This is a genomic window from Gordonibacter massiliensis (ex Traore et al. 2017), assembly GCF_019731765.1.
Lineage (GTDB): Bacteria > Actinomycetota > Coriobacteriia > Coriobacteriales > Eggerthellaceae > Gordonibacter > Gordonibacter massiliensis.
Genome location: NZ_JAASIO010000001.1, coordinates 614,231 through 628,187, shown reverse-complemented (window position 1 = coordinate 628,187; position 13,957 = coordinate 614,231). Strand labels below are relative to the sequence as shown.

Sequence of the window (13,957 nt, the reverse complement as noted above, 5' to 3'; positions counted from 1 at the left end):
GTGCTCGCGCTTCGCGCAAGCGGGCGATCTGGAGATCGCCCCTACGGTTCAACAGGCAAAGCAGTTGGTGCAATAGCAACAAACAAGGCGGTCGGTGCAGGTCAGCAAGCGAAACGATCGTTGCAGACCGGCAAACGAAGCAGCCGGCGCGATGCGTCAGGCTAGGCGGCCGGTGCGGTTCGGCCGGCCGCTTCCCTACCTCGTCTGGCAGCCGCGCTCGTCAATGAAACGACTGGCCTTGTGCTCGGACGACGTGCCCAGCTTGCCCGCATCATACACGATAACCTTCTGCGGGCGCACGCCCACGTGGGCCTTGATGGCGGCCATCGTGCGCTTCGCCACCTCGTCGTAGGGCTCGTCGCTGCCCAGCGCGCGCTCGACGGACACCTCGTACTTGCAGGTGAAGTCCTGCTCGTACACGCGGATGGAGTACTCGCCGGTCAAGCCGTCCAAACCGCGCACCACGTACTCGATGTCGGTGGGGAACACGTTGACGGCGCTCACGATGAACATCTCGTCCTTACGGCCGGTCACGTGGATGCGCGCCAGCGTGCGGCCGCATTCGCACGTGTCGGTGGACACGTAGCCGATGTCGCCCGTGCGGAAGCGGATCATGGGACGGGCCTTCTTGGAAAGCGTGGTGTACACCAGCTCGCCCGTCTCGCCGGGAGCCAGCACCTCGCCCGTGCGCACGTCCACCGTCTCCACGAGTATCTGGTCCTCCACGATGTGCAGGCCGTCGTGCGCCTCGCAGGCGGCCGCGCACGCGCCGTAGATGTCGGACAGACCGTAGAAGTCCACCACCTTCGCGCCCCACAGGTTCTCGATGGCCTCGCGCGTGGACGGGATGGAGCCGCCCGCCTCGCCGGCCACGATGATGGTGTGGATGTTGAAGTCGACCTTCGGGTCGTAGCCCTTCTCCTTCGCCACCTCGCCCAGGTGCCAAGCGTAGGACGGCGACGTCCAGATGACGGTGGGCTGGTATTGTTTCAACACGAACAGCAGACGGTCGGAGGGCACGGCGCCCACCCAGATGGCCAGCGCGCCCAGGCGCTGCGCGCCGATGACGTCGGGCCCGCCCACGTACAGCGCGAAGTTGAGCGCGTGCACGTAGCGGTCGTTCGGCCGCATGCCGGCCTGCCAGAACAGGCGCGCCTCGGTGTCCTGCCACAGGTCGAAGTCCTCCTGCGTGAAGGGGCTCACCGTGGGAACGCCCGTGGAGCCGGACGAGGTGGCCATGAAGATGACGTCCTCCTCGGGCACGGAGCACATCTCGCCGAAGAACGAGCCCACGTGCTGGGTCTCGCGCTCGGTCTTCTTGTCGATGAACGGGAACTTCGCGATATCGGCCAGCGTCTCGATGTCGCCCGGCTTCACGCCGGCCTCGTCGAACGCGCGCTTGTAGTACACCGTGTTCTCGTATGCGTAGGCGACCATGTCCTTCAGACGTTGCAGTTGCAGCGCTTCCAGCTCGGGCCGCGGCATGCACTCGATCTCCGGATCGTAGTATTTCTGGGATACGGGGATGTCCTTCGCCATGGTTGCTCCTTGCTCGGTTCCATTTTTGCAGCGTATAGCATGAAACCACTAACGGGCGCCAAATACAACCATGCACGTCATTCGATGTTTTGATGCTTTGCTATCGCTCCATTAGATAACTCGGCGGAATGAGGAAGCGAATATCCCGAATCGATGCCTGAGATGGGACACTGGGAAACCCGTAGGGGCGCTCTCCAGAGCGCCCGTTCCGGCGAAGCCGGAAAAGCAGCCGAGGACCGCGTTCTCGCGCTGCGCGCGAGCGGGCGCTCTGGAGAGCGCCCCTACGGAGGGCACGGTAACAGCAAGGGCTTATGGCCTCCGTCGAACACGCAGGACGGCTACGCGTCCTTGGCCGGAAGCGCGGCAGCACCCGCACCGTTCGCGCGCAGATCGGCGTTCCATTTCTTCGAGAACGGCAGCACGTCGACCAGCGCCACCACCGAGAGCACGCCCAAGATGGTGAACACGGCCAGCGGGCTGTCCGCCCCGCCCGCCGCGGCCTGCGCGGCCATGCTGAGCAGCGAACCGTAGATGATGGACGTGTTGATGATGGACAGGTTGAGCGGGTACTTCGCGGAACCGTAGCGCTGGCGCGCGAAGGCCGACGCCACCACAGGCTCCCCGCCGTAGGCGAAGCCGCAGCACAGGGCACCGGCGATGTAGAGCGCCGGCGTGCCGGTGGCGAAGGCGCCGATAATGCAGGCGCAGGCCACGGCGGCCACGGCGCCGTCCACGAACATGGTCACCTTCACGTTGGTGCGGTCGTAGATCATGCCCACCACCACGCGCGCCAACCCGTTGCACGTGGACACCAGGCCCACGAGCAGCGTGGCGAACGCCGCGTCGAGGCCGACGAGCTGGGCGTTGGCCGCGCAGTTGCCGATGGTGGCCAGCCCTGTGGCCACCACGATGACGGCCCATATCCAGAACAGGTACAGGATGGGGGTCTTGAGCAGGAACCGCTCGTCGGTGGCGCCCCCGCTCGCTGCGGCGCCGACCGCCTGTTCGGGCGCCATGAGCGCCACGATGTTCTCCGGCGGACGGCGCAGCATGAACGCCGCAGCCACCGCCACCACGCCACCCGCCGCGCCCACGCCCACGAACACGGTTCCCAAGCCGAACAGCGGAACGAGGTTCACCGAAAGCGTTCCCAGAATGAGCGATCCCAAACCGAACCCCATCATGAGCACGCCCGACGAGAAGCCCACCTTGTCGGGAAACCACAGGTTCGTCGTGGACACGATGGTGTTGTACCCCATGCCCACGCCCAGGCCGCCCAGCACGCCGTAGCACAGGTACACCACCGCAATGCTCCCCTTCGCCAGCAGGCCCGTTCCCGCGAAGCCCGCAAAGAACAGCACCGCCGCAATGACGATGGCCCCCTTCACGCCGATGCGCCGCTCCACTTGGGAACCCACCACGGCACCGATGCAGAACGCGATCATCATGATGTTGAACGTGAGGCCGATCGCGCCCTTCTCCAGCTCGAACGCCGCGCTCATAGGCGCCGCGAACATGGAGAACGCGTAGATGAGCCCCAGGAACAGCAGGGCAAACGTCGAGCAGGCCAACGTGCGCATGCGCTCGGACTTTACGCGGGCAACCGTCGTTTCGGACATGGAGCTCCCCCTCCGTTGCGAGTTGATGCCGCCCCTTCGAGCCCCCTCGCTCGTGGCCGCAGCGACGCGCGCCGACAACCTTTGCAGAACGACACTTCTTCGCATGCATTGTCGCCGAAACCCGCGCCGATCCGTATGGCTGCCCGAGTGATATCCTCCGCTTTCATACCGGCATCGTGAGTACACGCTGCGCCGCGCACGACCGCATCGTCGGATGAGGAAGCCCCCATCGGGGCAGGCTGCTGCCCGCCCGGCGCCGAAGCACCCGGAGTAGGTATGCCCTGCGGCGAGCGCAACGTGCGCTTGCCGCAGCGTTTTCGATGACTGCGGCCAACTGCACCGGGCGGGCAGCAGCCCGCCCCTACGAGGCTATCGTTCCAAGCGATAACCGGGTACAATGACGGAAACACCGATCCCCGCAAACCTTCGGAGCGCCTCATGACCCTTCAGCAGCTTCGCTACCTCATCGCCATCGCCGAATACGGCTCCATCAACGCGGCCGCGCAGAACCTGTACGCCTCGCAGTCGAACCTGTCCACGGCCATCAAGGAGCTGGAGCAGGAGCTGGGCATCACCGTGTTCACGCGCAGCAACCGCGGCGTCACGCTCACGAACGACGGCACGGAGCTTCTGGGCTACGCGCGCCAGGTCATCGAGCAGGCCGACATGCTGGAGCACCGTTACGCCACCGGCACGGACCAGCACCTGCGGCTCGCCGTGTCCACGCAGCACTACGCGTTCAGCGTGCAGGCGTTCGTGAACGTGGTGGAGCAATGCGAGGGGGACGACTACGAGTTCATCCTGCGCGAAAGCGCCACCGGCGAGATCATCGACGACGTGCGCACGTTCCGCAGCGAGGTGGGCGTGCTCTACACCGACGGCTTCAACCGCCGCGTGCTGCAGAAGGCGTTCGATGACGCCGACGTGGCCTACGCCCCCCTGTTCGACGCGCGTGTGCACGTGTTCGTGGGCGAGCATCACCCGCTAGCCAGCCGCACGCTGCTCAAACCCGCGGACTTGGAACCCTACCCGCGCTACTCGTTCGAACAGGGCACGGCGAACTCGTTCTACTATTCCGAGGAGCCCCTGAGCTACCTGCCGCACGCCCGCAATATCCGCATCTCGGATCGGGGCACGCTCACCAACCTGCTGACCAGCCACAACGGATACACCTTATCCACCGGCGTGCTGTCCGCCGAAATGCAGTCGGGCATCGCCAGCATCCCCCTCGACGTGGACGAGCGCATGCAGGTGGGCTACATCATGCACAACGAACGTCGCCCGAGCCCGCTCTTGCTGCGCTACATCGACGAGCTGCACGCCATCATCAGCGCGAATCCCAACGTGTCGGCGCGCACGAAAAACGACGAAGCCGAAACCCGGCGCTAGTCGCGCCCGCCCCCATCGTCGGCGCCCATTTCGTCTTCTACAAGCTTCACCAGCTCATCGCGTGACCCGATGCCCATCTTCGTATAGATGTTATGTATGTGCGTCTCGACGGTATGGGGCGAAATCACGAATTTCTCCTGAATGTAGCGCGTGCTTCGCCCCTTCGACAGCAGCCCGAACACCTCGCTCTCCCGCTTCGTCAGGCCGTAGCGGGAAGCCACGGCGTCGCAGGCTACGCTCCATCGGCGAGGACGCTCGATGCCCTTCTCAGCCGCCTGCGGCACCGATTGGTCTCGAGATGAAGGATAAGGGGTTGCGGCAACGATGATCACGAGCAGAACCGTGAAAGCCAACGCAGCAATGGCGATGGGCCGCGCGCTGCCAACGTCGCCAACAAAAGGAAGGGCGATCCCGAAAGCATAGCCGACGCCGAGCCCAAGGAAAAGAAACGCCTGCCGCTTCGCCACGAACGGCAACGGGGTGGCGCAACCATCGGCAGCGACGATGAATCGACTGGCCAAGTCGGCAATGCAGTAGAGGGAGAAAGCCGCCACTATAACAAGGCAGCACGGAGCGGCAACGCTCTCGCCCAGCAGCGCAAGCGGCAGCACGCCGGCAACCACCAGCGCAGCGATCGATCTCTGAAGCACGCCGCTCGCAATCCAATGCTGCACCTGCGGAAGGCGAAGCGCCGCGAACCACAGGACAAGGGCCGGAGCGCCAAGGGCCAGCGCCGTAAGTCCCACCCAAAACGGCTCGCGAATCTGCACGACTTGGGCGAACATGAGCCCGAAGACCGACGAGTATATGGCAACGGAGGCATAGAATATCTTCGGCATGACGAACGAGTCGCCATCGGTCTCGCTTCGACGGCCTTCTTCCCGCGCACCCTCGTCGCCGAACCGCGCTATCCACGCGCCGGCGAAAACGCAAGGAGCGAACACGAGCAGACCTTCAATGGGGCCCAAAGCGTTCATCGCGAAATAGAGCACGGCTCCCACCGCGGTCGAACTCGCGACCATGACGATGCGCTCCCGCCGCGCGAAACCAGCGGACACGCCGACCAAGGAAAGAAAGAGGCACGCAAGCGTAACCCCCAAAAGCACCCAGACGATCCCTTGCAACCAAAGGCCCTCGAAGGACGCCAGCGTGCAGGCAACGTCAAGAAGCACGGCTGCGAAGAACGAGCCGCGGGCAACTTTCCGCACCACGCCCCTGCTCAAATGAACGGGATGTTTTCGGCATGCGGCAGGGGCCGCTCCTGCGACAAGCGCGCCCGTCAGCAACGAGCCGACGCGAAACGGCGAGCACGCCCCCTGGCAGGACGATGCGAACGCGAACAGGTTGTTCTCGAGCAAAACGGTGAACAGCAGCGCCCAGAACACCCCTATCGAAAACGAGAACGCCGCAAAGGCGAGTGCGCGATCCCCCTCGAATACCAGCTTATGCATGGCTCGCCCCCTCATCGATCCAGCACCAAACCTTCCTCGCAAGTATAGCGTTTCTCGATTCGTCCCGCCGGCGAGCCCGAGCCCCCTCTGCCTGCAAACCGGCAGGTGAAAGCCATCTACATGGTTTTCATTGAGTGCGTTCACCGAGAAATGGCAGCGTTTCATCCACCCATTCGGAAAACATCGCCGGTTTCCTTCGATTTCCAACGCGGCGACAGCGCCTATCGTTGCCAGCGACAAAGCCCAGGCGAACCGAACGCCTTGGGCGCGGGAAAGGAGAGGCTATGAAAGACAAGGGCTATCAGATCGTCAGCCACCAAAAGCCCTACCAGTATCGAGAGGGGGACTTGACGGTCACGCGCGGCGGCGCATGGTCCGGGCCGGGATGCCACTTGGGATGCGGCGTGTTGCTCTACACCGACGACGAGGGGAAGCTCGTCAAAGTAGAGGGAGATCCCGAGGATCCGTCCACCGGGGGAAGACTGTGCATGCGCTGCCTCGATGCGCCGGAAGTCGTGTACAACAAAGACCGCATCCTGCACCCCCTCGTTCGCGACCGCGCCGACCGAGGCAAGGACCGCTGGAAGCAAGCGAGCTGGGACGAAGCCTACGATCTCGTGGCAGAGAACTTCAACAAGATAAAGCAAGAGCACGGCGCTGAGTCCGTCGTGTTCGCCCAAGGCACCGCGCGCGACATCTCCGCGTACATCACGCGCCTTGCCTGGTCGTTCGGCTCGCCGAACTACACGGGCTTCCTTTCCGGCCAGGCATGCTACCTGCCGCGCGTGGCCGGATGCGCGGCCACGACCGGCGCCATGTGGGTGTGCGACTGCTCGCAGCAGTTCCTCGACCGCTACGACAATCCCGACTACCACGTGCCCGAGATCATGTTCGTCTGGGGCAACTACCCGCTCAAGTCGAATGCCGACGGGTTCTTCGGCCATTGGGTCATCGATCTCATGAAACGCGGCATGAAGATCGTGATGATAGACCCGCGCGTCACCTGGCTTTCCAACAAGGCTGAAATGCACCTGCGCGTGCGCCCCGGCACCGACGCCGCGCTCGCCTTGGCCATGATCGACGTCATCATCGAAGAAGGGCTCTACGACCGCGAGTTCGTCGAGAGCTGGTGCTACGGCTTCGAAGAGCTGGCCGAACGCGCCCGCCAATATCCTCCCGAAGCCGTGGAGGAAACCACATGGGTCCCCGCCGATCAGATCCGCGAGGCAGCGCGCCTGCTCGCAGGGGCCGAATCGGCGTGCCTGCAGTGGGGCGTCGCGGTGGACATGACGCGCGAAGCCGTTCCCGCCGGCCAGGCGATGCTTGCCCTTTTCGAGATCACCGGCAACATCGACAATCCGGGAGGGATGATCGCACCTCCGGAGATACTGGCCTACTCGGGCGGATGGGGCCGCGAGTTCATCAGCGACGAGCAGTGGGCCAAGCGCATCGGCCTCGCCGAATACCCGCTGTACAACTTCGGCTTCCCCTGCAGCCAGCCCGACATGACCATCAAGGCCATGAAGACCGGGGAGCCCTATGCCATCCACGGGCTGTGGCTCCAAACGACCAATCCCATGGCCTGCATGGCGGCCGAACCGCAGGAGTTCTACCGGATGTGCAAGGATCTGGACTTCATTGCGGTCGTGGACATGTTCATGACGCCGACGGCCGCGGCCCTCGCCGACGTGGTGCTTCCCGCCGCTGCGTACCCCGAGCGCGAGGGTATCAGCTTCATCGCAGGCGTCCAGCGCGGCGTGGCCATCAACAAGGTCATTCAAAACGGGGAGACCAAATCGGATATGCAGATCAATTTGGAGCTCGGACGCCGTCTCAACCCCGAGGCGTGGCCTTGGGACAACGTCGAGGATATGTTCACCGACATGCTCGCCGACACCGGCTTGACGTTCGACGAGCTGCGCACGCATTCACCGGCCTACCAGCCGTTCGAATATCACCGCTACCGAAAAGGCAAGCTGCGGGCCCACGGGCAACCCGGTTTCAACACCATGACCGGCCGCATCGAGCTGTGGAGCAACTTCTACAACCAGGCAGGGCTCGACCCGCTGCCTTATTTCGAGGAGCCTGAGCCGGGCCCGGGATCGACCCCCGAGCTGCTCGACCGCTACCCGCTCATCCTCACCACGGGCGCCCGCAATTGGAATAGCTTCCATTCCGAGCATCGCCAGATCCCGCGCATGCGCGCCATGCGCCCCGACCCCATCGTGGAAGTGCATCCCAAAACCGCCGAGAAGTTCGGCGTGCGCGACGGCGACTGGGTGTGGATAGAGAACCCCACCGGCCACGCCAAGCGCAAGGTGCAGGTCACAGCTACCGTCGATCCGCGCATGGTCTCGTGCGACCACGGTTGGTGGCTTCCCGAGAACGACCCGGAGAATTTCTTCGACGTGTTCGACGTCAATATCAACAATTGCATCCAAGGCATACCCGGCAAAAGCGGCATGGGCGCCAACTACAAGTGCTCTCTCTGCACGCTGCGCAAGATCAAGGACGGTGAATAGGCATGTCTGCATACGGAATGATATGCGACCACGAGTGGTGCTCCGGCTGCCATAGCTGCGAGATCGCCTGCCAGATGGAACACGGATTCCCCGCAGGGCAAACCGGCATCGAAGTCGTGAAGATCGGCCCCTGGCCCATCGGCGATAACGACAAGGGCGCATGGCAGATCGACTACCTCGCCGTGCCGACCGACCAGTGCGACACGTGCGCCGCCCGGCGCGCCTCCGGCAAGGAACCGACCTGCGTGAAGCACTGTCAGGCGAAATGCCTTTCCTTCGGCACGATCGAGGAGCTGGGCAAGCAAATGGCGAGCAAAAGGAAGCAGGCCTTGTACGCGCTTTAGGATCGCCTGCTCAACCGGGCATGCGAATGAAAGGAGGCCCCTATGCCTTCGAGAAAGTACGCGATGGTGTTCAATCTCTGGATGTCCGTCTTCATGGCATCGGCGTTCAGCCTCGTGATGCCGCTCATGCAGGGAGCTCCGACGGTTGAGTTCCTAGGGCCGCACGGTTGGCTCGTCGGGTTCGGGATAGGCTTGGTCGTCGGATGGCTCGTGTCCACGGTGCTGCCGTTGGGGATGCTGTGCATGAAGGCGGCCCTGCGCTTCGGGGCGAAGCCGGGAAGCTTCGCCGCCAACTTGTTCGCGGCAATGCTCATGGGCTTCTTGCTGTTGGTGTTCATGGGCTTTGCGATGATCGCCTACAACACCGGGTTCGAGGTCATGGGAGGATCGACGCTGTTCGACCGCGTAGTTGTGGGAATCGTCCAGTTCACGCCTATCGTCGTGGTATTCGTGGTGATCGTCTACCCGCTGTGCCAGTGGCTCACCGAGCTTTTCGTGAAGCCCGTCGCGGCGTCGGCAGGTGTCGGAGAAAGCGGGAGTTTCGCACCTGGGGAAAAGGCGTAAGCTGCGATTCCGCTTGGCCACGGCCGAACGGGCGTCATCGCCCCGGCGTGCATCCTCGTGGTGCGCTCCCGGGCGCATGCGCACAATCGGGCAGCGCCCGTATCCCGCTCGACGGGAGGGGGCGAAAGCATGAGCATGGGCCGCGCCGCGTTCGACGAGCACCGCCCGAGCCCGCCGCAAGAGCGGCACCCCCCCCCTCGCGACGAAGCGCCGCCCGCATGAGCGGGCGGCGCTTCGGATGCGTGTCTCTTTCAAGCAGAGAGTCTTAGTGAATGGTGTTGCTCACGTAGGGGGTCTTGTCCTTCAGCACCACGTCGTGCGCGCCGCCTTCCACGATGGACGTGGACGACACCACGGTGAGCTTCGCCTTCTGCTGCAACTCGGGGATCGTCAAAGCGCCGCAGTTGCACATGGTGGACTTCACCTTGGACAGCGTGATGTCCAGGTTGTCTTTGAGCGAGCCGGCGTAGGGCACGTAGCTGTCCACGCCCTCTTCGAACGACATGCCCTTCTTGTCGCCGCCCAGGTCGTAGCGCTGCCAGTTGCGCGCGCGGGCCGATCCCTCGCCCCAGTACTCTTTCATGTAGGAGCCGTTGATGTTCACCTTGTTCGTGGGGCTCTCGTCGAAGCGGGCGAAGTAGCGGCCCAGCATGACGAAGTCCGCGCCCATGGCAAGGGCCAGTGTGAGGTGATGATCGTACACGATGCCGCCGTCGGAGCAGATGGGGATGTACACGCCCGTCTCCTCGAAGTACTCGTCGCGCGCCTTCGCCACCTCGATGGTAGCGGTGGCCTGGCCGCGGCCGATGCCCTTCTGCTCGCGCGTGATGCAAATGGAGCCGCCGCCGATGCCGATCTTGATGAAGTCGGCGCCCGCGTCGGCCAGGAAGCGGAAGCCCTCGGCGTCAACCACGTTGCCCGCGCCCACCTTCACGGAGTCGCCGTAGTGCTCGCGGATCCACTCGATGGTGAACTTCTGCCAGTCGGAATAGCCCTCGGAGCTGTCGATGCACAGCACGTCGGCACCGGCCTCCACCAGCGCCGGCACGCGCTCGGCGTAGTCGCGCGTGTTGATGCCCGCGCCCACCTGGTAGCGCTTGTGGGAGTCCAGCATCTCGTTGGGGTTCGACTTGTGCGAGTCGTAGTCCTTGCGGAACACGAGGTACATCAAGTGGTCCTCGTCATCCACGATGGGCAGCGAGTTCAGCTTGTTGTCCCAGATGATGTCGTTGGCCACCTTCAGGCTAGTGTCCATGGGCGCCACGATCATGCTCTCGCGCGGCGTCATGAAGCTCTCTACCTTCTCGTCCATGGACATGCGCGACAGACGGTAGTCGCGGTCGGTGACCACGCCCACGAGCTTGCCGTGCGCCGAGCCGTCCTCGGTGACGGGCATGGTGGAGTGGCCGTGCTCTTCCTTGAGAGTCACCACGTCGGCCAGCGTCATGGAAGGCGAGAGGTTCGCGTCGCTCGTGACGAAGCCGGCCTTGTAGTCTTTAACGCGAGCGACCATGGCCGCCTGGTCCTCGATGGTCTGGGAGCCATAGATGAACGACAGGCCGCCCTCGGTGGCCAGCGCGATGGCCATGCCGTCGTCGGACACGGCCTGCATGATGGCCGACACCATGGGGATGTTCAGCGAGATGGTCGGCTCCTCGCCGCGCTTGTACTTCACGAGCGGCGTTTTCAAGCTCACGTCCTGCGGGATGCACTCGGACGACGAGTAACCGGGAACAAGCAGGTACTCGTTGAACGTGCGGGACGGCTCTTCGAAATAGTAGGCCATGAACTCCTCCATCTGCGGTCGGCGCGGTCTGCGCGGGTGGGTGCGCGGATGCGATCGGCGCGGCGTCAAGCCGCAGGCTCCCCCGTCAAGCATCCGTTGCTCAGGTGTTATCCGCTATTATAGCCACGGACACACGGCGAGCGGGAGCAAGAGCACCGAATGTGAAGAAATATTCGCGCGAGAGCCAGGCGCAGCGTCCCTGGGCGGACGCGGGGCAGAGCGTCAAGCGCAAGATCCTTCGTCTTCGGCACACGCCCTCACGCGATCGGCCAGCTCTTGGCGCGAATGCACGTCGAGCTTCGCGTAGATGTTGCGCGTGTGGGCACGCGTCGTGTACAGCGAGATGGTGAGCTCGTCGGAGATGGACTGCGAGCCCCTGCCCCGCGCCAGCAGCACCAAAACCTCCCGCTCGCGCTCGGTGAGCTGGGCCTCGTCGGCCAACCGCAAGCACGCCCGCTTCCAGCGGCCGACGCGCGCGGTGCCATCCGTGCCCCCATCGCCCTCACCCCCGTCCGTGGGCTTGGCGCCGCTTGCGTGCCGATTCGCAGTCGCAGCATCGTTCGCGCCGTCAAGCGAGCCGTCAGCGGCATCGTCAACGGTAGCATTCGGTTCGTCCTCGTCGGGAATGGGCAGCAGCAGCCGGTCGACCTGCTTCTCCGGAAACAGGAAGAACACCGCCACAGCCGCCACGAATAGGATGACGAACACCACCGTGGAGGCGGGCAGCGCATTCGCGTCCGCCGTCATGCTCACGGCGCCCAGGGCGTTGCCCACGGTCACGCCGAGGGCGATGACCGCACGGCCCAACGCCACCACGAGCACGGCCGATGCCTTGGACTGGAACACGATATAGGAGAACAAGTACCACATGAGCACATCGAACAGCTCGAAGGCCACGCCCGACAACACCACGCTCGCGCTGACGTTGCTGGGAAAGAAATGCGTCAGCAACAGCGAGAAGATGATGACGAGGGCCATGGGGTAGAACAGGTGTCCGAAGTTGAAGTCGCTGGACTTCAACGCGGCCGCGATAACGAACACCACCAAGCAAACCGCCGTGACGAACGCGGTGACGCTACCGTTTTCGGCCAGCTGAGCGGGGCTCACCACAACCTGGTACATGCCCTTGCCGAAGTAGGCCGTCACGCCCAGAATGCCCACCACCACCAAGAACCGGTAAAATGCCCGCGCCGGCTTCAGACGCTGGCTTTCGGACACGGCCGGCACCGCGCGCTTGGTCAAGCCCACCGCGAAGCAGGCAGCCGAGACGAGCGGCAACAGCACGAACAGCGCTCCGCTCCACGGTTGCGGCAGACCCAGCACCATGAACTGCATGAGAGCCGCCACCAGCTCGCAGTACAAAATGATCTTTAGCGCCCGGCGCGGGCGCACCGAGCACAACAGCAATCCGGCGTTCAAAGCGAGCGCCGCGGTACCGATGCCCGTCAAGGCGGAGCCGACGAAGAACAGCGCTTGAGACGGCAGAAAAGCGGGTCCCGCCGCGATGATGAGCACGCATCCGAGCGCGGCGACCAAGCCGCCGTCCACCACGAACCACAAACGCTGTGCAAATGCAGCCACGCGCCGGTAGAACACGGCCATCACCAGCAGTGTGCAGGCATGCGAGATGGTAGATGCGAAGAACATGCTCGACACGACGGTGGCCGTGGCCTCCACGCCGTTCACCCACACCGAGCTCTTGTAAGCCACGCTGAACCACGCAACCCAGAACCCGAACCCGAAAAATTTCAACAGAGGCATGCGGTCGTCAAGCAACGCTATGCGGCCGCGCGCGCCGAGGCGTTCGGCGCGGCGCTTTTCATCCTGCCCCTCCCTTGCCGGCATGGCTTCCTCCCCTTTGCGTCAACGCGGCCCTCCTGCCGCATTTCAACAGGCTCCTTGCAGCAATCCTAGCACACTGCGGCCGCCCTGCCGCCGCAGACGCCGTCCGCAACGGCGCCCACACCCTCGACGCGGGCATCGAAACGCACGGCATCCTCCGTCGGCCCGTCCTCGCCAACGCCCAGCACAGCGGCCGCCTCGGCCATGAGCGCCTCATCGGCGTGAACGAAGCCTCGTGTGACCTTCGACACACCCCGGTAGAACCGCGTGCGCGCGCAGCCGTCCAGACAGTCGCAGTACGCGTCTATCCAGTTGAGCAGGTGCGCGGCATGGAACGCGCGCTGCTCGTCCAGCACACGGGCGGCGCGCCCGACGTCGCCCTGCGCCAACGCCTCCGCCAGGCGCTCCGCCTGCACGGCCATGTATTCGAACTCGAAGCTCAGGTGGTCCTCCGGCGTGCGCAGCCCCTCGTCCACCGCCAGATGCGCCTCGCACAGCAGGCGGTACACGTCGTCGCGCGCCTCCTGCATGAGCAGCCCGGACTCGCTCGTGAACACGCTCTCGTAGGGCGTTGCCCGCCGCTCCTCGTACGAGCCGGCGCCCAGGATGGCGCCCGCGAAGTCGCTCGCGAGCTCCTGGCGCGTGCCGCCGTCGCGGCGCGCCAAATAGGCGGCCATGTCGGCGTAGCCCTCGTTCATGAGCGGGTCGTCCCCATCGACGGCCGCGAGGCCAGCGGCCGCCAAGCGGTCGATCCCCTGCTGGTCCAACTCCTTGAAGTACAGCGATGCCAGCGTGCGATAGAACGCTGCGCGTGCCTCGGCGGCGACGCGCAGCTCCTCCAGCATACTCTCGTCCATTGCCCTCTCCCTTCGATTCTGCGTTTTCGACGGTTCCCATGGTA

Annotated in this window: 10 protein-coding genes; 4 read left to right on the top strand and 6 right to left on the bottom strand. The window is 64.3% G+C overall.

Features of this window, described 5'->3' with window-relative positions; translation table 11 throughout:
* Positions 1 to 195: 195 nt before the first annotated feature.
* Positions 196 to 1,539 (bottom strand): phenylacetate--CoA ligase family protein, encoded by a 1,344-nt coding sequence (locus HCH03_RS02580; protein ID WP_221688230.1) that lies wholly within the window; start codon positions 1,537 to 1,539, stop codon positions 196 to 198.
* A 338-nt stretch (positions 1,540 to 1,877) separates the two neighbouring features.
* Positions 1,878 to 3,158 (bottom strand): MFS transporter, encoded by a 1,281-nt coding sequence (locus HCH03_RS02575; protein WP_221688229.1) that lies wholly within the window; start codon positions 3,156 to 3,158, stop codon positions 1,878 to 1,880.
* Between the two features lie 438 nt (positions 3,159 to 3,596).
* Between HCH03_RS02575 and HCH03_RS02570 the strand changes: the two genes are divergently transcribed.
* Positions 3,597 to 4,547, top strand: coding sequence for a LysR family transcriptional regulator (locus tag HCH03_RS02570; RefSeq protein ID WP_185904170.1), 951 nt, complete (start codon positions 3,597 to 3,599; stop codon positions 4,545 to 4,547).
* On the opposite strand, the gene HCH03_RS02565 is transcribed toward HCH03_RS02570, so the two are convergent.
* Positions 4,544 to 6,163, bottom strand: coding sequence for a helix-turn-helix transcriptional regulator (locus HCH03_RS02565; protein WP_221688228.1), 1,620 nt, complete (start codon positions 6,161 to 6,163; stop codon positions 4,544 to 4,546). The genes HCH03_RS02570 and HCH03_RS02565 overlap by 4 nt on opposite strands.
* A 119-nt stretch (positions 6,164 to 6,282) precedes the next feature.
* On the opposite strand from HCH03_RS02565, the gene HCH03_RS02560 reads away from it, so the two are divergent.
* The 3 genes from HCH03_RS02560 to HCH03_RS02550 are packed head-to-tail and all read left to right on the top strand — an operon-like array spanning position 6,283 to position 9,428.
* The gene (locus HCH03_RS02560; protein WP_221688227.1) at positions 6,283 to 8,520 is read left to right on the top strand and encodes a molybdopterin-dependent oxidoreductase; all 2,238 of its coding nucleotides are present in this window, start codon (positions 6,283 to 6,285) and stop codon (positions 8,518 to 8,520) included.
* A 2-nt stretch (positions 8,521 to 8,522) separates the two neighbouring features.
* Positions 8,523 to 8,864, top strand: a complete 342-nt coding sequence (locus tag HCH03_RS02555) for a 4Fe-4S dicluster domain-containing protein (protein WP_221688226.1) — start codon at positions 8,523 to 8,525, stop codon at positions 8,862 to 8,864.
* Positions 8,865 to 8,906: 42 nt separating this feature from the next.
* A complete protein-coding gene (locus HCH03_RS02550) occupies positions 8,907 to 9,428 on the top strand; it encodes a hypothetical protein (protein ID WP_185904166.1) in 522 nt (173 codons plus the stop codon).
* Between the two features lie 265 nt (positions 9,429 to 9,693).
* Here HCH03_RS02550 and HCH03_RS02545 read toward each other — a convergent pair whose 3' ends face one another.
* From HCH03_RS02545 to HCH03_RS02535, 3 genes are all read right to left on the bottom strand, one after another.
* Positions 9,694 to 11,214: an IMP dehydrogenase gene (locus HCH03_RS02545; protein WP_221688225.1), complete on the bottom strand. Its 1,521-nt coding sequence runs from the start codon at positions 11,212 to 11,214 to the stop codon at positions 9,694 to 9,696.
* Positions 11,215 to 11,436: 222 nt separating this feature from the next.
* On the bottom strand, positions 11,437 to 13,059 hold the full coding sequence (locus HCH03_RS02540; RefSeq protein WP_221688224.1) for a helix-turn-helix domain-containing protein: 1,623 nt from the start codon (positions 13,057 to 13,059) through the stop codon (positions 11,437 to 11,439).
* Positions 13,060 to 13,124: 65 nt separating this feature from the next.
* A complete protein-coding gene (locus HCH03_RS02535) occupies positions 13,125 to 13,913 on the bottom strand; it encodes a TorD/DmsD family molecular chaperone (protein WP_221688223.1) in 789 nt (262 codons plus the stop codon).
* Between the last annotated feature and the right edge of the window lie 44 nt (positions 13,914 to 13,957).